Origin of the sequence: Carnobacterium viridans, assembly GCF_900102725.1 — a bacterium.
Classification (GTDB): Bacteria; Bacillota; Bacilli; order Lactobacillales; family Carnobacteriaceae; genus Carnobacterium_B; species Carnobacterium_B viridans.
Window position 1 is genome coordinate 1,667,769 of sequence record NZ_FNJW01000008.1, and the last position, 26,404, is coordinate 1,694,172.

Sequence of the window (26,404 nt, forward strand, 5' to 3'; positions counted from 1 at the left end):
GGTATAATAGGAAAAAAAGGAGGAGTAGAGAGAATGAAAAGAGAAAGTACAGCAGACTATGACATAAAAATGGAAAATGTCCGTTATTCTGCTCCTCAACGGTATTATGGAACAAGAATCTTATTTGTTATTAAAGGATCTGCAACCATTTCATTTGGAGGACGTAATTTTGAAATGGAAGAAAATGATATTTTAATTGTTAATCGTACCAATAACTATTCCGTAATGGGAAGTGAAGATAATTGCATTATTTCACTAAGCATTTCTAGTCATTTTTTTGTGACTCATTATAAGGAATACTTTCATTACAATTTTTTCTGTTTTTCAAAGGAATTAGATCCTGGCAGAGAAGGAATGATTGCTCAATTAAGACGATGGTTATCTGAAATCATGATTGCAGATTCTAGAAAAGATGAGAGCAATACGCTAGAAATTCGAAGCAACTTGTATCAGATTATGTTACTGATGACTCGCTTTTTTAAAAAAGAAGCTCCACATTGGAAAGGTGTAGATACAAGTGATGAACGGATCGCACGAATTATTCAATTAATTGAACAGAGGTATGCAGAACCGTTGACGCTTTCTGAGTTAGCAGAACATGAAAATCTATCTTCTTCTTATCTATCTCGTTATTTTAAGCAAATGACAGGTATGGGATTTTTAAATTACCTAAATCAAGTTCGTCTAAAACATAGCCTAGACGACTTATTGTATACTTCGGATAATTTATTTCAAATAGCGATGAAAAATGGTTTCTCGACTGCAAAAAACTACACAGTTGTTTTTAAAACGATTTATAATCAAACACCTGCTCAATATAGAAAAGAACACCAACATGAACAATTAGAACAGCATGAAGCGTTGATTAATACAGTTGAAGCTCACACCGTTCTTGATTCTCCCGCTATTTTAGATAGACTGGCTAGTTATTTAGATGAAGGAATAGATCAAAGTTATACGATAGATGAAGAACACCTTGAAGAACGTAGAATTGTTCTAAATAGTGAAGGTGAGCAAGAGTTAAAACATGAAAAGCACATCATATTTATTGGTGAATTAAAGGAACTACTAAATGAAAATGTTAAAAGACAGTTGATTTTAATAAAAAAACAAATGCGTGTAGACTTTGTAGGAATCCAAAAACTCTTTGAAGAGACCATACCCTTAACTGAAACGGATCTATCTGAAGGGGCAAATAATTCAACTATATATGCGAATTCTGATATTGTCCTACAGTTTTTAAAAGAACAAGGAATCCATTTATTCTTAAAATTAGAGTATAAGCAAATTAGTCAGAACGAAGAGTATTACTTTAAAAAGATTGATCAATTCATTCAGCATGCTTTGCAAGGTTTTGGGCGTGATTTTGTAGAAAAATGGCAAATTCTATTTTATAGTAAAGAAGATTCATCAATAGAATCAACGGAGTTAGAACGCGTTTATTTAAAAGTTTGGCAAGTGATCAAAAATAAATCTAGCAAAATGAAAGTGGGAGCATTTTTCCCATTTGATGAACAAAAAGAAGAGCTTCCAGAAAATCAACAATGGCAAATCGAGCATGCAAATAAAATTGAATTTATCGGTTATGAAGCAGATCAAAACGACGTTATTAATTTTCATGATATTAATGTAGAAGAGTTTTCTAAGAGTCATCGTTACATTATCGATAAAACGAAAAAAATTAAATCATTTATGCAGCAAAAGCAAATCGATCGACCAATGTTTTTGACTAACTGGAACATGTTATCTGGAAATACTCGATATATCAATGGGAATTTCTTTAGAGGAGCGCTAATTTTAAAAAAGGTTTTAGAATTAGAAAATGACGTAGCAGGAATCGGTTTCTGGATCAATAGTGAAATTCATGAGCGATTACAAGATTGTTCTAATAATCTAATCGATAGTTTAGATTTGTTTCATTTCTTTAATGAAAAAAGACCGACCTTTTATACTATGCGTTTTAAAGAAAGATTAAGAGGAATGGTCACTGCACGGGGATCAGACTATCTAATGACTGAAAATGAAGACGGCTATCAACTGATTATTTTCAATGAGCGACAATTTAGTCCCCGTTACTCAATTGATGAACTATTTGTAAAAAATCGAAGCAAAGAATTACACATTCATCTCAAAGGGATTAAGCCAGGTAATTATCAAATCCGTACGTTTAAATTCGATCGAGATAACGGAGGTTTATACTCTAAGTGGTGGAATCTGAATAGTAAGTACGGTATTGATCATGAAATGATGGATCATATTGTTCAATCTCTTAGTCCAGCACTGGATATCAAAGATGAATATTTAAATGAAGAATGGTCTTTTTATTCTTTACTAACAACTAACGCGATTCACTTTATTGAGTTCCGTAAGGCCATTGAATAAGTGAACGAGATTACTTTACAAAGTACAACCCAATGGCTATACTGTAATTTGGTAGGAGGTAGACCATGAAAAAAATAATTATTGCTAGCATTAAAGGCTATCAAAAAGGCATTTCTCCTTTATTTCAACCAAGTTGCCGCTATTATCCAACCTGCTCGCAGTATGCAATCGAAGCGATTGAGAAACACGGTGCAATCAAAGGTACAGTAATGGGAACAGCTCGCATTTTAAGGTGTCACCCTTTTATTAAAGGCGGATATGATCCGGTCCCGAAAAAATTCACGTTAAGAAAAAATAGAGAAATTAAAACGATAAAAAATTAACGATAAGCTGACAAATTTACTATTTGTCAGCTTATTTAATGCGTTCAAATCGTTTGTTTAAAAGTAGAGAAGAAGCAAACTATTTTAAGGCTTTTCATAAAAAGGTATGAATAACTTTGACAAACTTTTTAATATAGTGTAAATTGTCTTAGGGACGAAATATGAATAAAACATAAAGAAATAATGTTCGTGTTTTTGATTACCTATAAAAAAAATAACGAATAGCCTAAAAAATAGCGTCATAACAGAAAGAGGTTAAGGGAAAAATGAAAGTATTTGACTATGAAGATGTTCAACTTATTCCTAATAAAAGTATTGTAAGCAGCAGATCAGAATGTGATACAACAATTGAATTTGGCGGTAGAACATTTAATTTGCCAGTCGTACCGGCTAATATGCAAACGGTTATTGATGAAACATTAGCTATTTGGTTAGCAGAAAATAACTTTTTCTATGTGATGCACCGTTTTGATGAAGAAGACAGAATCCCTTTTATCCAACGAATGAATGAAAAAGGACTATATTCTTCGATTAGTGTAGGCGTAAAAGCAGCAGAATACACATTTATTGAAACTTTAGCAAAAGAAAATTTAGTACCAGAATACATTACGATCGATATTGCTCATGGACACTCTGACTTAGTGATTAATATGATTCACCATATCAAGAAGTACTTACCCGGAACATTTTTGATTGCAGGGAATGTTGGTACTCCAGAAGCTGTTCGCGAATTAGAAAATGCTGGGGCTGATGCGACTAAAGTAGGTATTGGACCAGGAAAAGTATGTATCACAAAACTAAAAACAGGATTTGGTACTGGTGGCTGGCAATTAGCTGCATTGCGTTTATGTGCTAAAGCTGCAAGAAAGCCATTGATTGCTGATGGAGGAGTACGAGATCACGGCGATATCGCTAAATCGATTCGTTTCGGAGCATCTATGGTCATGATGGGTTCTTTATTCTCTGGACATGATCAATCTCCAGGAGAAACGATTGAAAAAGATGGCAAAATGTACAAAGAATACTTTGGTAGTGCATCAGAATACCAAAAAGGTGAACATAAGAACGTTGAAGGCAAGAAAATTCTTGTAGAATACAAAGGCGATATCGCTGAAACATTATTGGAAATGAAACAAGATTTACAATCATCTATTTCATATGCTGGTGGAAATGACGTAGAGTCGATTCGCAAAGTTGACTATGTTATTGTTAAAAATTCAATATTTAACGGAGATCGTTAGATAAAAGAGAAAAGGTCCTGTAAAGGATCTTTTTTTGCTGTGATGCAAATGATTTGTATCCTCTGGTTTCTTTGTTACACTTAACGGGTAAACTGAAATGAGAGGGGTTATGAGTCATGAAAGTATTAGTAGTAGGTGCAAATGGACAAATTGGTAAAATGATCGTAGATAAATTACAGGATAGTGACAAGCATTCAGTACGAGCAATGGTCCGAAAACCAGAACAAGCTAATGCATTAGACATGAAAGATGTTGAAGCGTGTTTAACGGATTTAGAAGGACCAATTGAAGCGATTCAAAAAGCTCTTGAAGGTATGGATGCGGTGGTTTTCTCTGCTGGTTCAGGTGGGAAAACGGGATACGACAAAACGATGTCCATTGATTTAGATGGAGCTGTGAAAGTTATGGATGCAGCAAAAGAAGTTGGTATCGATCGTTTTATTATGGTCAGTGCAATGAACTCAGATGATCGTGCAGCTTGGGATAATGAAGAAATGAAGCCTTACAATATTGCTAAGTATTATGCCGATCGCTGCTTGAAACAAAGTGGATTGACTTACACAATTTTACGTCCAGGTTTGTTAAAAAATGATCCAGCTACAGGGAAAATCGAAGTAGCGGAGAACTTGCCAGGTGGCGCCATCTCTCGTGAAGACGTGGCAGAAGTGGTAGTTGCAAGTTTAGATAATGAATCAACTTTTAATAAAGCCTTTGATCTTTTAAATGGTGATTCGCCAATCGATGAAGCATTAAAAAATCTATAAGACTGTTAACTAACTAAAAAGCTTCAAGGTCTCTCAATAGAAGAGACCTTGAAGCTTTTTTTATAGATTCTTTTACAAATTTTAGAACATAGCGTCCAAAACAGACTCAAAAAACGTTATTTTACAAGTAGTCCTACAATGAAATAACCTTTAATGGAAGAGTGAAGCAGAAAAGTAGTCCAACTCTTCCGTGAAACGACTCTTCATGGATAAGTTGTGTCCAAAAAGTTGTTCACTCATCCATGAAACAGTCCTTCATGGATGAGTTGCACCAAAAAAGTTCGTCACTCCTCCATGAACAGAATAAAATGAGCATTTGCATAAACTAGAACGCTTATTTTACGTTTCTCATCTTACTTTTCTAAACCATTCCTGGTTTTAGGATGACTTTTATATTTTGATCTGCTTTTTTATCAAAAATGTCATAAGCTTGTGCAGCTTGCTCCAACGGCATCGTGTGTGTAATGATGTCTGTCGGATCAAAAACGTTTTTCTCAATCATGTCATACAATTTTGGCATAAGGTGAATAACAGGCGCTTGCCCTGTTTTTAGAATAACATTTCGGTTAAAGAAATCATTTATTGGGAAACTAGCAGAAGGAGTCATATACACTCCAGTAACTTGAACCGTACCAAACTTCTTAACACTTTCTGAAGCTGTAACAAGCGGACTAATTGTTCCACTTTGTACGCTTAAAAGAGTCTTAGCTTTTTCTCTGGTAGGAGTCACTCCGTCCATCCCTACGCAATCAATAACGACATCTGCTCCACCATTAGTGGTGTCATAAAGAAATTTTCCAACTTCAGTAACGTCTTTAAAATTAACGGTTTCAACATTATTGGTTTTTTGAGCATGATCTAAACGGTGTTTTACATTATCAACTGCAATAACTCGTTTAGCACCTTTCATTTTAGCAAATTTTTGAGCAAAAAGCCCAACTGGACCAGAGCCAAGAATGATAACGGTATCGCCTTCTTTAACACCGCTACTTTCTACACTCCAGTAAGCAGTAGGAACAATATCGGATAAGAAAAGTACTTTTTCATCTGGTAAATCATTTTCTGGAACAATAAAAGAGGTGAAATCAGCAAAAGGTACACGTAAGAACTCTGCCTGGCCTCCTGGATAGTTGCCGTGCATTTTACCAAAACCAAATAGCCCACCATTATCAAAAGCAGGATTTGGATTGGAGTTGTCACATTGACTTTCCATTTCGTGTGTACAGAAATGACATTCGCCACATCCGATGTTAAATGGAATAACCACACGATCGCCTTTTTTTACTTTTTTAACGCCAGGACCGACTTCTTCAACAATTCCCATTGGTTCGTGACCTACTACATAATCTTCTTCCATTACCGGTTTTCCATTATGATACAAATGTAAATCAGAACCGCAAATAGCCGTTGCTGTAATGCGGACAATCATATCAGTAGGTTCTTGAATCGTTGGATCTGGAACATTTCGAACTTCCATTTTTTCATTTCCTTGCCATGTTACTGCACGCATAAAATCGCTCCTTTATTTTGTATTTAACACCTAAATTCTAGCACTGTCAGTGAAAATAGTACAATGATATCGCTTAACTTATTGATGTTAGAATGCAAAAAAAAAGACTCTTCTTCAGATGGTGTTGATAGAAGAAAATAAAATTTCTTCTGGAATAGACTGTTTTGCTTGTGGAGAGCCATTGAATCCAATGCAAGCTACAAGCAAAACCTATTCCTCCAGAAATATCCTGTAACCAATTTAACTGGTTCTTCATTTTCTGGCTTTGATAAAGAAATTTCCTCCGGATTACGGGATAGCTTGCGGAGAGCAATGGGACCATTTTGAGCCGAAGAACGCGTCTCAAAACTTGCAAGCGTCAAACTTAACGTAGCGGCTAAAGCCGAACGATAAGTAATTCTCAATGCATCCTCTTTCATGGCTGCAAGCTCCTCCTATTCCTCCGAAAATTTCTGGAATGTGTTAAAAAAAACTCAATTAATTACTGACCAACGTCAAATGTTGCTGAACCATTTAACTAAGCTATCAACACTAAGAAGTATAGAGCTTAAATAGAGCTTTAATTACTAAGGACCTAGCAAATAAAGCTCTTACTACTTTTAAACTAATTTAATTAAGAAATATTTTTTCTTTCCTTTACGAATCAGGATAAAGCGTTCATCAAATGAGTTTTCAGGTGTCACAATAGATTCAACGTCTGTAATTTTTTCGCCGTTCATGGATAGAGCACCATTTTTGATGTCTTCGCGAGCTTGGCGTCTAGAAGGTTCAATACCAACTACATCAACTAACCATTCAACAATATTTCGTTCTTCTTTTGAAGATTCGAAAGTAGGCATGTTTTTAAATCCTTCTTCGATTTGGTCAGCCGTTAAGCTTTTTACATCACCGGAAAAAAGAGCTGCAGTAATCTTTTCAGCATCTTTTAAAGCTTGCTCGCCATGGACAAATAGAGTCATTTCGCTGGCTAACGTTTTTTGTGCTTCCCGTTTGTGCGGTTCAGTTGCTATTTTTTCACCTAAAACTTCAATTTTTTCTTTAGTTAAAAAAGTAAAATACTTCAAGTATTTAACCACATCACGGTCATCTTGATTTAACCAGAATTGGTAAAATTCATAAGGAGTGGTTTTTTCTGGATCTAACCAAATAGCCCCACCAGCAGTTTTTCCAAATTTAGTTCCGTCCGCTTTTAACATTAATGGAATAGTCAATCCATAGGCTTCAGCCTCAGAACCTTCTTGTTTACGAATGTATTCTAAACCAGCCGTAATATTTCCCCATTGGTCTGCGCCACCAATTTGTAATTGAACATCTTCATGTTGGTACAAGTGTAAGAAATCGATTGATTGCAGAATTTGATAAGTAAATTCAGTAAATGAAATACCGGTTTCCAAACGACTAGCAACGATGTCTTTAGACAACATCGTGTTGACGTTGAAACTTTTCCCAATATTGCGTAAGAAATCGAGTAAAGAGATCTCTTTTGTCCAATCCAAATTGTTAACCATACGAATAGATTTTTCATTTTTGCCTGCATCAAATAGTTTTTCCATTTGACGAGTTAATTTATCGACATTATGTTGAACTTGTTCGCTAGTCTGTAAAACACGTTCTTCAGATTTTCCACTTGGATCGCCGATTGAACCAGTTGCTCCACCAATAACGATGACGGGACGGTGACCGGCTAATTGAAATCTTTTCAAGATCATAAATGGAATCAAGTGACCAATATGCATGCTATCACCAGTTGGGTCAACCCCACAGTATAATCCTACCTTTTTTTGATCAATTAATTTTTTTAAACCTGCTTCATCTGTTTGTTGATTAATGGCATCGCGCCATTCTAGTTCATCAATAATGTTCATTGTTCCAGCTCCTTATATATGTATTTTGTGCATAAAAAAAGCCCGATAAAAAAGAGTTATCTCTTTTTTATCGGGACGAAATTTTCCGTGTTACCACCCAAATTGCAGTCTGTTTTAAAGCAAAACAAGCCTACCACTCATTTACTGTAACGTAGTAATACGCTTGAGGTTAATCAAGTTACTCCAGAGTGTACTTCACAAAGTTGGTTTGTACCTATTTTCATCATCCATAGGCTTTCTATGAAACAGGGACCAGATGCTACTATGCTCTTTCATCGTAAATTATTATGAGATTGTTATCAGTATAGATGAAGCAAAGACAATTTGTCAATCTTGTTTTTGAATTTATCTGCTTAGAAATCTTGAATCATTAAATAGTTGGTATACTTCACAGTAAAATTAAATTTTAATTTACATAAACGAAAACATAATGATATAAGGTACGAACAATAAATAGATATAAGACAAGAGAAGAAAGATCAATGAATGAAAAGGGCTTCTATTAAATTCTTTTATACAAAAAACGACACCAATAATAATTGCAGATAACCAAAAGAAATCAAAAATGCCTCTACCAAAGAGTGAATCAAAAAGTCCTGTAAAAAAAATAATTAAACCGAGCGACAAATAGCATATACCCAAGGTCGAACCGACAAATGATTTTCTATCGTAGGTACTTTTTTCTGTCTTCCAATATTTAAAAATTCTATACATAAAAAAAAATGGAAAAAGGTAGTGCAGAGCCAAGCATTATTTTGGTAATTGTAAACATCAATTACCATCCCCATTAGTTACATTTTCTAAAGAGTGATCTTCCAAAATTTTATTTAAAGGTATGCTAAATAAATAAGAACTCAAATGATTGAGCAATAATAAAAGAATTAAGTCATCTGTTTTTCTCTCGAATATAAGTCCTATAATGACTAAATAAATCAATACATCTAGACTCCCGCTTAAATAAATTAGAAAGTTGAATTTAACTTGTTGTTGCTTCGAGAGATGGTCAATGTTATCTAAATCAGTAGGGAAGATAGTCCAGTAGGTTACAAGTCTTGAGGAGTATTTACCACGTGAAACGTAAATAAAAGTGATTAATTTAATCAAGATAAAAAGAATCATACATGCAAGAATGAGTTGCTTAGACATAATAACCCTCTTTTCAATTTTAAAGTTCGATCGATAAATTTTCCCAGAAATCTTTCCATTTTTTAGTTTGAATACGATCAATATAGATTGAATGAAATTTGCTACCTTGTTGGTAAAAGGGTGTGGGTTCTACCTTCATTTCAAATAAATCGTTTAGTCCATAGGGAGCCATGATTTCAAGCTTATCATGGTGACATCTTACCGCTAGTGCAGTTGGAGTCTCTGGAAAATGAGCAACACCATCATAAGATGAAGTAAAAGGATCAAATCCACTTTTCGAATGCATACGAGCTTGATTTTTCACGGTCTAAGGCTGATTTGGAAGTAAACAACCTAAGTTTTTTCTAGTTCTTTTTCTATTTCCCATGATAGGTCTGAAGGATCAAAGTAAATGACGTCAATATCAGTTACAGGAGTTGTAGTATTATGTAATTTATCCCAAACTTTGTTCCGTATGAGACCTGCACATACCCAACAATCGGTTAGATTTAATTCCTGAACCGCTCTTAAAATGGATAAGAGGTAACTATCGTGTTTAATCATTTCTAATAATTGTTTTTCATAAGTAGTCACTGTTTTTTCCTACCTTATCATAGATTTTTGAAAATTAAATCTACGATGAAGAGTTTGGATTTAGTATAAAGTAAATTTCGACTATGATAAAGTGCTTATGTACAAATTTTATATCCAAATATAAGTCTTCTGACACTAGAATAAAATGTGTTAGAAGACTTATTTCAATTTGTTTGAGATTAAAAAGATTCTTTATTGATCGTTTTGAGAAGTTAAAAGACGTGGGCCGTCTTTCGTAATCGCTAATGTATGTTCAAATTGACAGCTGAGGCCTCCATCTTTTGTTCGAGCAGTCCAACCGTTATCATCCATTTTTGATTTCCATGTTCCTGTGTTTACCATAGGCTCAATAGTAATGACCATGCCTTCTTTTAAGCGTAAGCCTTTACCTGCTTGTCCATAGGAAGGGACGTTCGGAGCTTCATGTAAGGTTGGCCCAACACCATGTCCTAAGAATTCTCGAACAATTGATAGGTTTTCACTTTCAACATAAGTTTGAATCGCATGACCGATATCTCCTATACGGTTACCAGCTTGTGCCTGTTCAATACCTTTATACATAGCTTTTAGAGTAACTTCCATTAAATGGTCTTTCTCAGCAGTTGATTCTCCCACTACATAACTCCAGCAAGAATCTGATAAAGCACCCTTCAAATTAATAACCGTATCAACTTTGATCAAATCTCCATTTTTAAGAACTTCTTTTCTTGGGAAACCATGACAAATTTCATCGTTTATACTGATACATGTTGCATATTCATACCCTTCAAAACCAATTTGTTCCGGGATGGCATCATTCTCTAAGATAAATTTATGAGCGAATTCTTCAATATCCCAGCTCGTTATGCCAGGTTTAATAAAATCGCGTAAAGCAATATGCATATTTGCTAAGATGGTTCCAGATTCATCCATTGCATCGATTTCGCGTTGTGACTTTAATGTAATCAATTCATTCCCTCTTTTCTTTAAATCTAAATCTATACCTAATAGTATAAGTGTTTTCATTGAAAGATAAAAGAATTTATAGGCTTTATTAGTTATTAATGAATAAAACAATGTTGTCATTGATTAAAAGTAAGATAACAGGTTATAATTAGTAAGCATTTAAAAAGCTGATTCGGTATCTGGAAATAAAGGATATGGAACAAGAAATTTAATTTGCTCTTATAAGTATGCTAATGTGTTAAGAAAAGATAACAGTTGCAAAAAGATAGTTAGGTCAGATAAAAAGTAAAAATAATTAGTAAAACCAACAGCAACAGTCACCAATAAAGTTGCTGTTGGTTTTTTTAGTGTTATCTTTTGCCGTCTTCAGGTGGAAAAATAAAAAGGAGTGAACAGATTGGATTATAAAAAGACTGCTCAGCAAGTTCTAAGGTACGTTGGAGGGAAGGAAAACGTTTCTGAGTTAACACATTGTTTCACCCGGTTGCGGTTTATATTGAAGAACTCTGAGTTGCCTCAAAAAGATAAGCTCCTCAAAGTAGAAGGCGTGATTTCGGTTGTAGAAAGTAACGGTCAGTACCAAGTTGTTTTGGGAAATAAGGTAGAACAAGTTTATGAACAATTAGAAACGATGTTAAGTGATGTGCCAGAGTCAAAAAAAGAAACCCCCCATATTTCTCTAGGTAGTAAACTGTTAAACACGATTACAGCTATTTTTACACCAACGATTCCAGCAATTGCTGCATCGGGTATGTTAAAAGGGATTTTAGCAGTTGCATCAATTGTAGCAACTACGTTTTATCAACTAGATATCAAAGAAAATGATACTTATGTTATATTAAATGCTGCTTCAGATGCACTTTTCTATTTCATGCCGATTATTTTAGGCTATGCGGCAGCTAAAGTGTTCAAAACGAATGAATATATCGCTATGATTATCGGTGCTACGCTTTGTTATCCTACAATTGTTGCTTTAATGACAGGGGAGACAGCAGTGTCCTTGTTTGGTTTAGGTATTACGAAAGCTAACTATGTCTCATCCGTTATTCCTATTATTATTGCTGTTTTTATACTATCTTATGTGCAACGTTTCTTAGAAAAAGTCATTCCAGAAGTCTTGAAAATAATTATGGTTCCTACATTATCTTTACTAGTTATGATTCCGACGACTTTGTTGGTATTCGGACCAATTGGAATCTATATCGGACAATTTATAAATTGGATTTATTATTATATTATGAATTTTAGCCCAATTTTATTAGGAGCATTTATTGGAGGCATTTGGTGTATATTGGTCATCTTCGGTGCTCATCGTGCTATTATCCCTATTGGAATAAATGATGTGGCACAAACAGGAAGACAAAACTTACTGGCATTTGCCGGTGCAGCCAACTTCTCTCAAGCTGGTGCGGCTTTAGGCGTTTTCTTGAAAACCAAAAATAAAAGCTTAAAAACAGTTGCAGCATCTGCTACTGTGACGGCTCTATTCGGTATCACGGAACCTGCTATTTATGGAGTGAATTTGCGTTTGAAAAAGCCAATGATCTATGCTGTTATCAGCGGTGCTGCAGGAGGAGCCTTGATGGGTTGGGGTGGTTCTTACGGGATAGCTTTTGCTAATCAAGGTGTATTAACGATACCGGTTTATGCAGATGCGGGTACAAAAGCTTTTCTAAGCTATCTTATTGGTTGTAGCATAGCATTTTTTGGTGCCTGTGCACTGACAATGATTTTAGGGTTTAAAGATTTGCCAAGCGAAGATCAAGAAGTTGTAAAAAATGATTCAGATGAACTGTCCATCTCAGATTATGACATAAAAGTTTTATCTCCTATAAAAGGACAAGTCATTCCGTTGTCAGAAGTAGAGGACGAAGTTTGTTCTTCGGGAGCATTGGGTAAAGGAATTGCAATTTATCCGGAAATAGGAGAAGTTCGTGCACCAATGGATTGTACAGTGTCGGCTCTATACCCAACGTTACATGCTATTAAATTAGTGTTAGATAATGGTATTGAAATGTTGATTCACATAGGAATCGATACGGTAGAATTAAAAGGAACACATTTTGAAAGTTTTGTATCTGTTGATGACCATGTTGAGAAAGGAAGTAAGATAGTTTCCTTTGATAGGGATGCTATTGTAGCTGCAGGTTACGATATAACAACTTCTTTGATTATTACGAATTCACCACAGTATCGAGCAATAGATTCAAGCAACCAACCTCAAGTCACGAATGAAGATAATTTATTATTTATTAAGCTATAGGAGTGTATATCAATGAAAAAATTTAACGATGATTTTTTGTGGGGAGCTTCCTCATCAGCATTTCAAATTGAAGGTGCATGGGATGAAAATGGTAAAGGCATGTCTGTTGCTGATTACAATTCTTTCCAAAGGTCAGCACTTCAAGCAGACACAAAAGTAGCCAGTGACTTTTATCATCATTTTGAAGAAGATATTAAGTTAATGAAAGAATTAGGCTTGAATGTTTACCGTTTTTCTATATCATGGTCACGCATCATCCCTGATGGAGATGGAGAAGTGAACCAAGCAGGAGTCGATTTTTATAATCGTGTGATCGACTGTTTAGTGGAGCATGATATTCAACCGTTTATTACTTTGTATCATTTTGATTTACCCTTTGCCTTGGTCGAAAAGTACAATGGATGGGAAGGTAGGGAATGTGTCAATGCTTTCCAACGGTATGCGCAAGTTTGTTACCAAGCGTTTGGAGATCGTGTTAAAGACTGGCAAGTAACTAACGAACAAAACTTAATGATCAGAGTAAATGAGCGAATGAATATGTATCAAGTGGAACCAAAGGATGCAGAAAAAGTTCGTGCACAAATGGATTACCATATGTTCGTTGCTCATGCTTTAGCAACCATTGATTGCCATAAAATGGTGGCAGGTGGTAAAATTGGTCCTTCTGTGTCTTCAACGATGACCTACGCAAGTTCAACTAAACCAGAAGATGTTTGGGCAGCAAGAATGAATGATAATTTTAAGACCAATTATGCTTTAGAAATGTATTGTTTTGGAGCCTATCCTGGTTATTATGAAAAATACTTACGAGATCTTGAAATTTATCCTAAGACGTTACCTGAAGATCCAGAAATTTTAAAAGGTGCTAAACCAGACTTTATTGCTGTAAATTATTACCGCACATTAGTGGCAAGTTATCTACCAGCTGATAAAATGCATCCAGTTGGAACAAAAGAGAAAGATATTGATTTTGACTTATATGGATATTTCAAAATTGAACCTAATCAGCACTTGAAAGCATCGCAATATGGAGCTCAGATTGATCCAATGGGTCTACGTTTGGTTCTAAATGATTACTACCGTCAATACCGATTGCCCTTGATTATTACCGAAAATGGATTGGGAACACCAGACGTCTTAACAGAAGATCAACAGGTTCATGATGACTATCGTATTGATTATATTCGTGATCATATTGCTGCTTGTCACGATGCGATTAACGATGGTGTTGAATTATTCGGTTACTGTCCGTGGTCAGCAATCGATTTGCTAAGTTCACATCAAGGGTTTAAAAAACGGTATGGTTTTATTTACGTTAATCGTGAAGACCATGACCTAAAGGATTTAAGTCGAATCAAAAAAGACAGTTTCTATTGGTATCAAGAAGTGATTCGAAATAATGGCTTATTAGCAGAAGAGAAGTAAAGTAAGTTATTAAGATTTTGAAGATTCTACAAGGTTGAACCACAAAAAAATTCTACTGCTCTTAAGCGGTAGAATTTTTTTGAGTTTATTTTATGCAAAGGAACATAGATAGGAGGGATTTGTTGCTTTGCAACAATAGAGCATATAGTAAATTAGAGTTAAATAGGATAGAATAATTTTATTAAGGAGTTGTTGACAGTGTTGCAAATAGTGAATAAATTAAAAGACCAACATAACTTTACAAACACCGAAATAAGAATTGCCGATTATATTATTCAAAACATCACTAAGATTCCAACTATCTATATTGAAGATTTAGCAAAATTAACCTATACCTCTCACTCAACAATTATCCGTCTCTGTAAAAAAATCGGATATGATGGCTTTAGAAGTTTTAAACTTGCAATTTCGAGTGTCGTTTATAGTGAATTGCATTTGCCGGGTGAAGTAGATGCAAACTTCCCATTTAAACAAGAAGATTTAACCATGGATATAGCTAAGAATATGGCAGATCTAACTATTGATACGGTAAAAAAGACGTTAGCTCAATTAGATGAAGAACTATTACAATCGGTTGCAGAAATGCTGTACAACTCTGAGCGTATTTTTCTGTTTTCTCGTGGTGATTCACAAGTAAGAGCAAGAAGCTTTCAAAGTAAATTAATAAAAATTAACAAATTTGCTATTATATCTGAAGAATATGCAGATGTAGCTTGGAATGCATCTAACCTTACCCCAAATGATTGTGCTTTATTTTTATCTTATGGAGGAACTAGTCCGCATAATAATCGTATTCTGCAACATTTTTCTAATGAAAAGATTCCAACAATTTTGATAACAGGAAATTCGAACTCTGACTTGATTCAGTTAGCTACCAAAACAATCGTAGTCGTTCAAGAAGAATATGATTTTGTGAAAATTGGAACTTTTGCATCACAAGTTGCATTTGAATACATATTGAATACGCTCTATTCTATTCTATACGCAAAAGAATACAGAGATAATCTAGAAAATTTGAAGAAAAAACAATTGTTGATTGAAAAGGGAATTTTGTCTGAAGAGATATAAAAATCAACCTAATATTATACCAGCAGATTTTAAACCTTTATCTACAACAGACATAACCATTTCGCTATGGTCCAAGTGTTGTGTCATAGCTTCAAAATCAGATTCTCTAATGATTCTTTCAAATTCAGTGAATTCTTCATACATCCGATGTGCATGAACTCTAGAATCAATTACTTCGCTCTTATTTTGATGGTCTATTATAGTAAATCGTTCGATAGTACTTGTTGGACCTTCAATAATAATGGCGCCCTTATCGCCTTGAATAATGGTTCGTATCGGAGCTGTAGAATCTTTAGCTCCTATACAGACTACTTTTTTATCCCCATAATCAAGACTGAGTATGCCAGAAGTATCGATCCCTTTTTCAATATTTGCTAGGTAACTTACTTCTTTGGGTTCACCTAAAAGCCCCATAACAAAATGGATATTATAAATATTAATATCCATCAAAGCTCCACCACCCATTTTAGGATTGAAAGTAGGCAATACCTCTCCCTTTTTGAATGCATCATACCTTGAAGAATATTGAGAGTAATTACATTCAATTAGTTTAATCGTTCCAATGTCCTTTAGTGATTCTTTTATTTTTCTATAATTGGTTAGATATTGATTGGTTATAGCTTCTAACAACATGACTTTATTTTTTAAAGCAAGCTCTTTGAGTTCTTTCATTTCAACTAAATTTAAGGTAAATGGTTTTTCACAGATAACATTTTTTTTATTGAGGATAGCTTGTTTAGCAAAAGAGAAATGCAAATGGTTGGGTAATGCAATATAAACAGTGTCTATGCTCTTATTTTCTAAGCAATCTTCATAATTCGTTAGGACTTGACGGATTCCGTATTTACTTTTTAAATTCTTCATTTTATCTATACTTCTTTCAGTGCCCACAATTGCCTCTAACTGAATTTCAGGAACGTCACCAATCATTGTTAAAAAATCATTCACTACCATTCCTGCACCTATAATCGCGAGTTTCATGATAAACCTTCTTTCCTAATAGAATACTATTTTTTTAAATGAATAGATTAGTTAGTAGTTGATTTTTTGGATGCCTTCTTCGAGTATTTCCAATTGACGGATCGTTTCTTCATCTTTTACTAGTTTATCTTTTCCATTGATAATAGATTCATGTAAACCTTTATAAACATAACTGTAATCCCCAATTTCTGAAACTACTTTTTCTTCATGATAGAGACCATCATCATCTACATAGGTCACGGTACCATAATGATCTGGAGTATCTATACCAAAATCAGGATTAGTAGGCATATAGAATAATTTTAAATGTTCTTCTTGTCTGTCTTTCTCTTGTTTGATAAACATGCCTTTTTTACCATATAGAACAAAACTTGGTCGTTGTTTTATTCTGAAATAACTCGATTTAACCGAAACTTTTATTTTTGAATAGTAAAAGTCTAAGTCGAAATAATCATTCATTCGATCAGGCCCCAACAATTGTCTTACATCGTAGTGAATGGAATCAGGTTCTCCAAAGTAAGAAAGAACTTGATCAATTGTATGGCATCCATGCCCATATAGATAACTTGAAGTGGCAGAAAATTCTTTAGCATTTTCTGGAACTTCTGGTCTGAAATAGTCATAATGCATTTCAACTTCTAGTAATTCACCTATTATTCCACTTTCAATCACTTTTTGAGCTGTTAGAAAATCTGAATCGTAGCGTCTGTTTTGATAACATTGAACAAGTAATTTTTTTGATTTTGCTAGCTCAAATAGTTCTTTTGCTTCTTTAGCAGTTTCAGTAAAGGGTTTTTCAACAAGCACATTTTTTCCTTTTTCCAATGCTAATTTTGCAAATTCAAAATGTAATGAACTTGGAAGACAAATTACAACTAATTGAATGTCTGGATCATTCCAAATCTCTTCTAAATTCGTAGTATAGTAGACTCCAGGAACCTTATCCCATGAGCTGTTTTCATGCCAAGAATAAATCGTTTTCACATGAATATTTTCTGCTTTTTGTGAAAAAGGTAAATGGTAACGATTTGTACTTTTCCCATTTCCAATATAAGCCATTGTTAACATAAAAAAACCTCCTAATAGTCTGTGTAATTAGATTATATATGAAAACAATCAAAATAGGCTGTTATCCATTCATTCAGGTTCTGATGTTCTTTTTCTTCTAGACAACGTGATACAAACGGAACATTATGTTTAGTTAACAAGTTTTTATTTGAAAAGCAATGGAAGAAGGCTATGATTCCGTTTGCTTAGATGCAGAAAAAATAACTACGTTTAAATAAAGATAGAATATTGCGTAATGTCAATGATGCTACTATTTTAGTAGCTGATAGAGTATCTTTAATTCTCTAAATAAAAAGATTCAAACTAATGGCATTAAATAAAGGTGAATGATTAAAAATAGAACATTATTTTTCAAACAGGGAGTAGATAAAAAAAACTGAAATGAATACTACTATTAATAAAAGAGTACTTTTCCAACTTATAGCATCGTTTTTGTCAGAAGGGATTCCAAGTGTAAATCTTCTTGTCCCTTCAACTAAATTAATGATAGAACCATCTTTCTTTTTTCTCTTATTCATATGCCGTCCTCCTATAAAATTTGTTTTACTTACATATAGTAGAAATTTAGTTGTTTTGGTGAATGTAAATTATTGGTTGCTAAATGTAAATCAAATCATGCATTACTTTTCAACTATGCTAACTCATAAGTCGCATGTATTGATGTTAGATAGAGATAGTTTACTGAAAATCTTCAATAATTTCTGTAACTAAAATTTCTCCACCAATCAGTACTTCAGTGAGGTGGTTTTCAGCAGTAGAGCTCCAATATTTTTTTGCTTGATCGATTTTTTCTAAAAAAGAAGAATTTTCTAAAGACGGAAGTAATGCAGCATTTCCTTTGAAGATAGAGCCAGTAGTTTCTAGTTTGACAATTTGAATAATATCTCTGTTATAGGATTCAAACAATTCTTTCCATTCAAGTACACCCTGTCGACTATCAGATCCATATAAGCATTCAAATCTTGAGGGAAGCAGGGGAAAGTATTCTAATCTAGTCATTTCTGTAATGACTTCTCTAATCGCTCTCGAAGTATGAGATAGAGAATCTTTTAAAAATGATAGGTCTTCATGTTCAATTGTTGAGTCTAAATGATTTAGTATTTTGTCCAAAGACTCATTTGATTTGCTTTTAAAATTATTGTCTAGGAAGAAGTAATATAATCTATTCTTATGTGTTTTATCGAAATTAATTTTTTGCCCGACATACATTGGTTTTCTTGTAACTAGATGGTAGTATTGCAAATTTTTTATACCTCCTTATTTATGTCATTATTTATTTGAAATGAAAATATTGATTAGTTTAAATAACAGACTCATAAGCAAATACGGACTTAATAATAAAAGTAAATAACTGATAACAATTACTTGAGGGCTGTTGCTATTAGGAGGCATAATTTGTGTATTTCTTAAGCCGGTTAATAATCCTCCTGTGTTGAATTGAATTTCAATAAAAAGCATCACTGTGATCATTTCTAGATAAATAAATTTCATGATATTTTCTAAAAAGGTTAGTAAATTTGGAATAACATAGGAAAAGAATAATTTATATTTAGGATACCCCAGTGATTTTGCGAAGACAAAATAATTAGATTGATAAACATCTTTGATATACGGAGTCATGTATTTAATCAGAAAAATAATCGGGAAAATACTCAATATAACTAATGGAACAATTATCGCGGGTTCTCTGGGCGTACCAACTGTTTTAAACAGATAAATGGAAGTTTCTTTATAGATAACGACACTCATCCAGTGGACGAAAAAGACAATGCCAAGCACAGGTAAACTCTCGATATCTTCTAAATACTTTATCACTCTCAATACCGTTTTACTCTTTAGTTTTGGAAAATAGTAACTATACACAAGTAGTGAAAATAATGTTATGGCTAAACTAGCACTGATTAATTTTAACGTATAGTCACCGCTAGTTTGTTGATATATAACCAATAAATCAGATAAGTAACGATAGGTAAAAATTTGACTAATAGATTCTTTTACCATTTCGACTAATAAGTCTAGATTTCCCATGCCTAAAGGTAATGTATAGCTTAAACAAACAAGTAGAATGATACCTGCCGGTAAGGTAATAAGCAAAATGGATTGCTTTATAATTTCTTTATATGGATTGATTTTGCATCCCTCCCGTTAAAGATCGCTTGATACCATTGAGCAAGAGAATAAAGGCGCCATAAAAAGCTAACGGAATGAGCACCGTCCATGGAGTGCTAGCTAGTCGATTAATATTTTGGCCAATCAACCCGCTCCATTCGTTAGATATGGTTGCCGTATATGTAGTGCTTGCATCTAACTGTGTTACTAAGGAACCCCCTAGATAGAGTTGAAAGTAAGCTAAATAAATAAAAAGAGATAAATTTTGTGTTAGGATTTTGAAAAACAAATTTAATGTAAGTTCTGTTAATTGTGGTTTAAAAGAATAGCTAATCATTCTAAACTTAGAACTCCCTAATGTCTGGCTAGCAAAGGCAAAATCTTGTTTGAAAAGAAAGTTTAATTCAGAATGATACAGTTTAACCAAATTAGGAATTCCTACAAGAAATAAAATGAATAATTGAATCATCACAAATTTCAAATTAGCTGAAGGTTGGACATTATCGGTATTAAAGAATAAGGCATCAGAATAAGGGGCTATTAATAGCAACAATAAAAAAGGTTTAGGAATTAATGTAAAAAGCTTGTCAAAATAAGAAAATAGAGGCAGCAAAATTTTTGATCCTAATTTATGAAGAGTTAGCATATTTATAAACAAACTACTTAATATCTGAGCGATACTTAATAATAATCCAATAAAAAAAGTGTATTTAAATCCTTGTATGATTTTAGCAAAGATAGTAAACCCTATGATATCTGTACCAAATGGCAGAACTTCAAGAGGGGTGAAAGGTGGATACTTTACTTCTCCGTTTACTATAGTCTTTTCTACTCGGATCGTTAAAACTTTTGATAATAAGGGCTCGTATAAACAACTAAGCAGTAAAAAAAATAACACGATTGAACACAATATCCACAATGGATTATTTTTATTTTTCAATGTTTTCATTAAAAAAAATGGCCTCCATCTTTATTTTATTAATAACGGTTTATTTATTTTATTGTAAACAAGAGCGAATAGTAGAGTTCCTCCATAGTAGCCTGCGTACCAAGGGAAATCGTTCATTATATATATCGCTGCTACTGAAGTAGATAGAGGTAATATATTTGAAAACAAAGGTAAAATAGAAAGAGCTAAAAAGACTATAAAGTAGACAGTCAGCACTATATAAAAGCTCTTAAATTTTGAAAATTTCAAAGAATATAAAGATAAAAAAATTAAAACAATTGCAATAACTAGAGGGAAAAGGATGTGTACTATGCGAATAAAACTAGTTACAGCAAGTGGATCTTTTGAAAGAAGGCCTTCAATTGACACTAGATAAACGTTGTAAAAGTAAATAAACAAAGCTGGTACAATAATAAATGTTAAATAAAATAGGGTTTTCTTCATAAAATTCCTCCAAACAATTCATTAGATAACATTTCTTATTTTTTAATCTTGCTCTCATTATATAGTGCAGAAAAAAATAGTAAAGTTTTTTATTTACTCATGTGTTAATATGTCTTATTGTGAGCTGTTTTGTTTAAGTTTGAGAAGGAAGGTATTTATGCAAAAGTATAAAAATGAATGGTTTGGTAACATAAAAGGAGATATTTTAGCTGGAATTGTTGTTTGCTTAGCTTTATTTCCTGAAGTAATTGGTTTTATGTTAGTTGCTGGTGTGGAACCTATTGTGGGTATTTATGCAACATTTTTTATCACAGCAACGGCTGCTTTTTTTGGAGGTCGTACTGGATTAATTTCAGCAGCTGCAGGATCAGTTGCATTGGTGCTTGCTCATCTAGTTGCTGAGTACGGAGTAGAATATCTTTTCGCTGCAACAATTTTAGCCGGAATCATACAAGTTATATTAAGTTTATTTAAAGTAGGGAAATTAATGCGTTATATACCAAAGCCTGTTATGTTGGGTTTTTTAAATGGGTTAGGGATTATGATGTTCTTGTCTCAATTGGATCACTTCAAAGGGAACTCAGTTTTAATCGTACTTGGGATTATTGGAATTGCCATTATATTGTTAGCTCCCAAAGTAACAAAAAAAATTCCTGCACCGATTATATCAATTGTAGTCATTACTGCTCTTGTTTTAGGTTTAGAGTTGAACGTCCAATTGCTAGGTGATTTAGGGACTATTTCAAATGACCTACCTAAATTTGGTATTCCAAGTGTGCCTATGAATATAGAAACACTGAAAATTATTCTACCTACTGCACTTTCTGTTGCTATCGTCGGATTAGTAGAATCTTTATTGACAGCACAATTAGTGGATGAATTGACGAATGAACCAAGTGATAAAAATCGTGAATCATTGAGTCAAGGTCTCGGAAACGTATTGTCTGGTTTCTTTGGTGGAATTGCTGGTTGCGGTATGATCGGCCAAACGATCATTAATCTTAACTATGGGGGAATTGGTCGCTTAGCAACGTTCTTATCAGGTTTCTTCATGCTAATGTCAGTAGTATTATTTAATAAAATAGTGGTTCAAATTCCTATTGTTGCTCTGGCAGCCGTAATGGTCGTTGTTGCCTATGAAACCATTGACTGGAGATCGGTTAAGCGATTAAATATCATGCCTAAAAATGAAAGTTTTGTTATGCTCTTAACAGTTGGAATTGTTTTAGTTACACATAATCTAGCTTATGGTGTAGTTGCTGGAACTCTAGTAAGTGCTATTTTTGCAGCCTTTAGCATGACTCATTTCCAAGTAGAAAAAGGAACAGATAATGATGAGTATCATTATAAGGCACATGGGCATCTGTATTTCGCATCAGCTGAAAAATTTTTAGACTTTTTTGTACATGACTTTGAACACGAAGGTGAGCTAATTATCGATGTTAGTGCAATGACTTTGTGGGATTCTACAGCTGTTGAAGCTATTGATAAATTGATTAGTAAAAATAAAGAATCCGGTTTAACTTTTATTCATGCGAACAAACAAAGCAAAGAATTATTTAAGAAGAACACAAAACACAAGATAAAATAATAGATATAGCCATTTCGTACATAATCATGTATGCAATGGCTATATCTTTCTTTTTTAAATATATTTAAATCTTGGAATTTGTAAACTATCTTTTGTTATTCTGATGTTCTATCTTTATATAAAATAATATTAATGATATTAAGTGTAATCGTTACAATAAGGAGTATCGCTGAAATCCAATTTAAAGTGAAAGTTGTGTCCATGAGTGCAGTCCAATCTTGAATAGTGACTAAATAATTAGTGTAATAAATTTGAAACCATAAGGCAATTGCACAAAACCCCATACTCAATACAATGGTAGTTGATTGGCTATCTCTTCTTTTTTTATGACGCATAATACTAAAGACGGGGATAAACCAAGCAATTAAACCAAAAACTAGACTGCCTAAAGTAAGCCAGCCGTAACCAAGTAAATTAAACATCACAATCTCCTTTCAAGTCTCTTATATTATAACCTATAAATAAGGTGATTCCTTCTTTTTTTAGTGGATGTAAACCATTGGTTGCTAATTGTAAACTAATGGATGTGTTACTTTTGGAAGCTTTTTAAAAAACTAGAGCCCTTTTTACATTCAAGATATCATTCCAAGTATGAAATTATAACTCTTCTATAGGGAGGTTCATACCTTTCCATCCCTCAAGAGCTCCTGACAGTTCGTATGCTTCAAAACCGGCAGATAACAGAATAAGAAGAGCTTCTTTCCCTAGTATAGTTCCACCTGTCCAATCATATACAACGTAAGTTTTGCTTTTATCTAATGTATCCAATTGACTCTTTAAGTCTTTAGCTGGGATTTCAATTGAGCCTAAAATTTTATCTTTTTTTATTGCTGAGGGAGCATTTCGTACATCTAATACGATATAAGGAGAGTTTTCTTCTTGCGTTGAATTTAACACTGTGTGATGGCTAATATAAAGACTTAAAAAGGTTTCTAATAATTCTATTTTATTTCTTTTCATTACTATTTAGCTCCATTTCATTTTGCATTTTCTTCGTTCCTAATTTTACTTTGTTTAACAATCGAACAAGTTCTGTTTGTTCTGCTGTATCCAATGTTGACAATAGTATTGATATAGCATGATAATTATTAGGTAAAAACCTTTCCAGTAACGCTTTCCCTTCAGTTGTCAACTGAATTATGACAACTCTTTTATCACGCGATGAAGATTTCTTAATGATCCACTGACTTCTTTCCAAACCTTTGATAACTTTCGTAATAGTTGCACGAGTAGACCCTAACTTTTCAGATAAGATTGAAGGTAGAAGCTGATGACTAGGTTCATTGTAAAGAAACATAAGGATAATAAACTTGGTTTCTGTTAATCCGTAACGTTCAAGTAAACTATCATATTGTTTTTGCATTTCTCTATAGGTCCATTGAATATCTAAAAACAAAGTAACAAAGGACTCATTTGCTTCTGGAAAGGTTTTTTTCAGTGTTTCTAATCGTTCTTTAGTAGGTCTGTCAGTGAAATTATATTCAACCAAAATAATCTCCCTCTCAAAGTAATTAGCTGGCTAATTACTTTGAGTTTACATTACTTTTTTTAAGTTGTCAATTACAGATAATCTTAAACATTAGAGTACTTTACTATAGTAATTTAAGTACCTAGAAAAGCAATTTTTAATTCAATCACTCAACAAGATAGTATGAATGAACTATTATTTTCTTAATTACCCAATATAAATAACAATAAAAAGAACCTTGTTTTAATAAGGTTCTTAATTCACTATTTTTTTTAGTGCTTTTAAAAATTCTTCTTCTTTATACCGATCACTACTAATCATTTTCTTTTACTGTTTTTTAACTAAAGAAGTTTCTCTTAGTCTCAGTATTTGGTTTATCTAGTGTAACTAATGTTTATTTATGCTTTGAGTATATAAATACTTCTCTGTATATAGTATGATTGAAGCTAGAAATAAGTGATATTGTGAGAGGTGGATTACTATAAACGTCGATTTTTATAAGCGTCATAATCTAAACATTATTGGTTCTGGAAAAAAAATAATTTTATTTATCCATGGGTTTGCTTCAAGTCAACAAACATGGCAATGGATTACGCCAGCATTTGAGCGTACACATACTCTGATTCTAGTAGATTTAGTCGGTTCAGGAAATTCAGATTTACAAGCATACAAGGAAGAACGCTATTCTTCGTTAATGGGGCATGCAGATGATTTGATTGCACTTTGTGATGCATTAGAGCTGCAAGAGATTACTATTTTTGGGCATTCTGTTGGTGGAACTATTGGACTTTTACTAGCAAAAAAACGACCTGATTTAGTGCAACAAGTGATAATGATTGGTGCATCACCAAGATATTTAAATGATTTACCGAGTTATCATGGAGGATTTGAACGCGAAGATGTTGCTCAAATTCTTGAGATGATGGAACTTAATTATGTAGGATGGGCAAGTCATCTGTCTTCGGTTGCATTGCCTGCTTCTGAAGGTGAAAGTCAAACAAAATATGTAGAAGCAAGCTTCTTATCTAGCAATCCTAAAGTTACATATCAATTTCTTGAAATGACATTGTTAGTAGATTACCGTGATATTCTCAAAGAAGTTACAACAGACACTGTGATTATCCAGTGTTCAGATGATAGCTTTGTACCTATAGAAGTAGCTGAATATATGGTCAATGAAATTAAAGGTAGTACTTTACATATTTTATCTTCGAAAGGACATTATCCGCATGTTAGCAATCCCGAAGAAACGGTAAAAGCCATTAAGCTTAGTTTAAAATAGGAGGTTGTATAATGTATGATAAAATTTGGCAGCAGGCAATTATCCCTCTTGTGACACTTAATTTTGGTGGGGATATCCTTGCAGTCAATGATACATTTGTAAAATTAGTTGGCTATTCAGCTGATGAACTAGTTGGTCAACATTTTGAAATGGTTATGGATAATGGAGCCAGATTTTTCTTCAACTCTATGCTTTATCCAAAACTAAGGATGGAAAAAGAGATTCAAGAAATCTATATTTCAATTCGAACAAGTACACAAGAAGTAAGGTATGTGATGTTTAATGCACAAATAACTGAACCAGAGCATACGATCATTTGTTTTATTGTACCTGTTGCTCAACGGATGGAGTATATGAAGGAAATTCGTTCCATTAATAAAGCTCTTGAAGAGACCTTAAAAGAAAAAACACGCCTACATGAAGAGCTCATAATTTCGAATCAAACTTTGAAGCATTATGCAGAAAAAGATTGGTTAACTAAGTTGTATAATAGAAGAGTTTTTTTAATGAAAATAGAGAAGATATATGAAGAATACCAACAGGGTGGTCGTGTATTTTCAATTTGTATTCTTGATGTGGATAATTTTAAGCAAGTTAATGATCAATATGGTCATCATGTTGGTGATGAAGTATTAATTGGCCTAGCTAATGAAATGAGAGGGTTCTTTGATTCCTCATGTACGTTAGCACGGTTTGGAGGCGAAGAATTCATTATCCTTTTACCGGATCAAGATAAGACTGCAGCTTATAAAAAAGCCGATCTTTTTCGCAAGAGAGTGAAAAGTCAGAGATGGCAGGGAGTTTCTATTACAATTAGTTTGGGCGTTAATATGGTTTCTTATCCAAGCGAAATTAGCGATATCATTGTTGGGGCTGATCGTTCTCTTTATAAAGCAAAAAGAAATGGTCGTGATCAAGTAGTACTGGTAGATGATCTTTAAAAATAGGAGCTCTTCGTTAAATAATTTGATTAATTAAATTTAATACCTAGATAAAACAACGTAACT

Annotated in this window: 27 protein-coding genes and 1 other annotated feature; of the genes, 10 read left to right on the forward strand and 17 right to left on the reverse strand. The window is 33.5% G+C overall.

Features of this window, described 5'->3' with window-relative positions:
* The first annotated feature begins 33 nt into the window (after positions 1-33).
* From BLT48_RS09500 to BLT48_RS09515, 4 genes are all read left to right on the forward strand, one after another.
* Entirely contained in the window at positions 34-2,382 is a 2,349-nt protein-coding gene (locus tag BLT48_RS09500; protein WP_089977548.1) for a helix-turn-helix domain-containing protein, read from the forward strand.
* Positions 2,383-2,447: 65 nt separating this feature from the next.
* Positions 2,448-2,705: a membrane protein insertion efficiency factor YidD gene (gene yidD, locus BLT48_RS09505; RefSeq protein ID WP_089977551.1), complete on the forward strand. Its 258-nt coding sequence runs from the start codon at positions 2,448-2,450 to the stop codon at positions 2,703-2,705.
* A gap of 266 nt (positions 2,706-2,971) precedes the next feature.
* Positions 2,972-3,946: a GMP reductase gene (gene guaC, locus BLT48_RS09510; RefSeq protein WP_089977555.1), complete on the forward strand. Its 975-nt coding sequence runs from the start codon at positions 2,972-2,974 to the stop codon at positions 3,944-3,946.
* A gap of 116 nt (positions 3,947-4,062) precedes the next feature.
* Entirely contained in the window at positions 4,063-4,710 is a 648-nt protein-coding gene (locus BLT48_RS09515) for an SDR family oxidoreductase (protein ID WP_089977557.1), read from the forward strand.
* Between the two features lie 361 nt (positions 4,711-5,071).
* On the opposite strand, the gene BLT48_RS09520 is transcribed toward BLT48_RS09515, so the two are convergent.
* The 7 genes from BLT48_RS09520 to map all read right to left on the reverse strand — a co-directional run bounded on the left by BLT48_RS09520 (position 5,072) and on the right by map (position 10,752).
* On the reverse strand, positions 5,072-6,220 hold the full coding sequence (locus BLT48_RS09520; protein WP_089977560.1) for a zinc-dependent alcohol dehydrogenase: 1,149 nt from the start codon (positions 6,218-6,220) through the stop codon (positions 5,072-5,074).
* A 197-nt stretch (positions 6,221-6,417) separates the two neighbouring features.
* Positions 6,418-6,639, reverse strand: a complete 222-nt coding sequence (locus BLT48_RS09525) for a hypothetical protein (protein WP_089977565.1) — start codon at positions 6,637-6,639, stop codon at positions 6,418-6,420.
* A 180-nt stretch (positions 6,640-6,819) separates the two neighbouring features.
* A complete protein-coding gene (tyrS, locus tag BLT48_RS09530) occupies positions 6,820-8,085 on the reverse strand; it encodes a tyrosine--tRNA ligase (protein WP_089977567.1) in 1,266 nt (421 codons plus the stop codon).
* A gap of 68 nt (positions 8,086-8,153) precedes the next feature.
* Positions 8,154-8,370, reverse strand: a binding site (T-box leader).
* A 486-nt stretch (positions 8,371-8,856) separates the two neighbouring features.
* The gene (locus BLT48_RS09535) at positions 8,857-9,231 is read right to left on the reverse strand and encodes a hypothetical protein (RefSeq protein WP_089977570.1); all 375 of its coding nucleotides are present in this window, start codon (positions 9,229-9,231) and stop codon (positions 8,857-8,859) included.
* 19 nt (positions 9,232-9,250) lie between these two features.
* On the reverse strand, positions 9,251-9,535 hold the full coding sequence (locus tag BLT48_RS14350; RefSeq protein WP_267462110.1) for a nucleotidyltransferase family protein: 285 nt from the start codon (positions 9,533-9,535) through the stop codon (positions 9,251-9,253).
* A gap of 29 nt (positions 9,536-9,564) precedes the next feature.
* The gene (locus BLT48_RS14355) at positions 9,565-9,804 is read right to left on the reverse strand and encodes a nucleotidyltransferase family protein (RefSeq protein WP_267462109.1); all 240 of its coding nucleotides are present in this window, start codon (positions 9,802-9,804) and stop codon (positions 9,565-9,567) included.
* Positions 9,805-9,996: 192 nt separating this feature from the next.
* Entirely contained in the window at positions 9,997-10,752 is a 756-nt protein-coding gene (gene map / locus BLT48_RS09545; protein WP_089977574.1) for a type I methionyl aminopeptidase, read from the reverse strand.
* 394 nt (positions 10,753-11,146) lie between these two features.
* Here map and BLT48_RS09550 point away from each other — a divergent pair, with 394 nt between their 5' ends.
* From BLT48_RS09550 to BLT48_RS09560, 3 genes are all read left to right on the forward strand, one after another.
* A complete protein-coding gene (locus tag BLT48_RS09550; protein WP_035021088.1) occupies positions 11,147-13,012 on the forward strand; it encodes a beta-glucoside-specific PTS transporter subunit IIABC in 1,866 nt (621 codons plus the stop codon).
* A 12-nt stretch (positions 13,013-13,024) separates the two neighbouring features.
* Positions 13,025-14,437 carry a glycoside hydrolase family 1 protein gene (locus tag BLT48_RS09555; protein ID WP_089977581.1) on the forward strand — a complete coding sequence of 471 codons (1,413 nt, stop codon included), beginning with the start codon at positions 13,025-13,027 and terminating at the stop codon, positions 14,435-14,437.
* Between the two features lie 201 nt (positions 14,438-14,638).
* Complete coding sequence (locus BLT48_RS09560) at positions 14,639-15,505, forward strand: MurR/RpiR family transcriptional regulator (RefSeq protein ID WP_035024041.1); 867 nt, start codon at positions 14,639-14,641, stop codon at positions 15,503-15,505.
* 3 nt (positions 15,506-15,508) lie between these two features.
* Here BLT48_RS09560 and BLT48_RS09565 read toward each other — a convergent pair whose 3' ends face one another.
* The 7 genes from BLT48_RS09565 to BLT48_RS09590 all read right to left on the reverse strand — a co-directional run bounded on the left by BLT48_RS09565 (position 15,509) and on the right by BLT48_RS09590 (position 21,056).
* Positions 15,509-16,486 carry a Gfo/Idh/MocA family protein gene (locus BLT48_RS09565; protein WP_089977584.1) on the reverse strand — a complete coding sequence of 326 codons (978 nt, stop codon included), beginning with the start codon at positions 16,484-16,486 and terminating at the stop codon, positions 15,509-15,511.
* Positions 16,487-16,537: 51 nt separating this feature from the next.
* On the reverse strand, positions 16,538-17,554 hold the full coding sequence (locus BLT48_RS09570; protein WP_089977588.1) for a Gfo/Idh/MocA family oxidoreductase: 1,017 nt from the start codon (positions 17,552-17,554) through the stop codon (positions 16,538-16,540).
* Between the two features lie 344 nt (positions 17,555-17,898).
* Positions 17,899-18,072 (reverse strand): DUF6366 family protein, encoded by a 174-nt coding sequence (locus BLT48_RS13910; protein ID WP_156097339.1) that lies wholly within the window; start codon positions 18,070-18,072, stop codon positions 17,899-17,901.
* A 160-nt stretch (positions 18,073-18,232) separates the two neighbouring features.
* Entirely contained in the window at positions 18,233-18,796 is a 564-nt protein-coding gene (locus tag BLT48_RS09575) for a DUF2441 domain-containing protein (protein ID WP_089977592.1), read from the reverse strand.
* Between the two features lie 27 nt (positions 18,797-18,823).
* Positions 18,824-19,582, reverse strand: coding sequence for a peptide transporter (locus tag BLT48_RS09580; RefSeq protein ID WP_089978752.1), 759 nt, complete (start codon positions 19,580-19,582; stop codon positions 18,824-18,826).
* Positions 19,583-19,670: 88 nt separating this feature from the next.
* Positions 19,671-20,612 (reverse strand): peptide ABC transporter permease, encoded by a 942-nt coding sequence (locus BLT48_RS09585; protein WP_089977595.1) that lies wholly within the window; start codon positions 20,610-20,612, stop codon positions 19,671-19,673.
* Positions 20,613-20,633: 21 nt separating this feature from the next.
* On the reverse strand, positions 20,634-21,056 hold the full coding sequence (locus BLT48_RS09590; RefSeq protein ID WP_035021102.1) for a hypothetical protein: 423 nt from the start codon (positions 21,054-21,056) through the stop codon (positions 20,634-20,636).
* Between the two features lie 157 nt (positions 21,057-21,213).
* Between BLT48_RS09590 and BLT48_RS09595 the strand changes: the two genes are divergently transcribed.
* The gene (locus BLT48_RS09595; protein ID WP_089977599.1) at positions 21,214-22,647 is read left to right on the forward strand and encodes a SulP family inorganic anion transporter; all 1,434 of its coding nucleotides are present in this window, start codon (positions 21,214-21,216) and stop codon (positions 22,645-22,647) included.
* A gap of 95 nt (positions 22,648-22,742) precedes the next feature.
* Here BLT48_RS09595 and BLT48_RS09600 read toward each other — a convergent pair whose 3' ends face one another.
* The 3 genes from BLT48_RS09600 to BLT48_RS09610 all read right to left on the reverse strand — a co-directional run bounded on the left by BLT48_RS09600 (position 22,743) and on the right by BLT48_RS09610 (position 24,136).
* Positions 22,743-23,069 (reverse strand): hypothetical protein, encoded by a 327-nt coding sequence (locus BLT48_RS09600; protein WP_035021104.1) that lies wholly within the window; start codon positions 23,067-23,069, stop codon positions 22,743-22,745.
* A 175-nt stretch (positions 23,070-23,244) separates the two neighbouring features.
* The gene (locus BLT48_RS09605) at positions 23,245-23,607 is read right to left on the reverse strand and encodes a rhodanese-like domain-containing protein (protein WP_089977601.1); all 363 of its coding nucleotides are present in this window, start codon (positions 23,605-23,607) and stop codon (positions 23,245-23,247) included.
* Positions 23,594-24,136: a MarR family winged helix-turn-helix transcriptional regulator gene (locus BLT48_RS09610; RefSeq protein ID WP_089977604.1), complete on the reverse strand. Its 543-nt coding sequence runs from the start codon at positions 24,134-24,136 to the stop codon at positions 23,594-23,596. The genes BLT48_RS09605 and BLT48_RS09610 overlap by 14 nt, the downstream gene beginning before the upstream one ends.
* Positions 24,137-24,656: 520 nt before the next feature.
* Between BLT48_RS09610 and BLT48_RS09615 the strand changes: the two genes are divergently transcribed.
* Positions 24,657-25,397, forward strand: coding sequence for an alpha/beta fold hydrolase (locus tag BLT48_RS09615; protein ID WP_267462154.1), 741 nt, complete (start codon positions 24,657-24,659; stop codon positions 25,395-25,397).
* A gap of 11 nt (positions 25,398-25,408) precedes the next feature.
* Entirely contained in the window at positions 25,409-26,338 is a 930-nt protein-coding gene (locus BLT48_RS09620; RefSeq protein ID WP_089977612.1) for a diguanylate cyclase, read from the forward strand.
* Positions 26,339-26,404 lie beyond the last annotated feature (66 nt).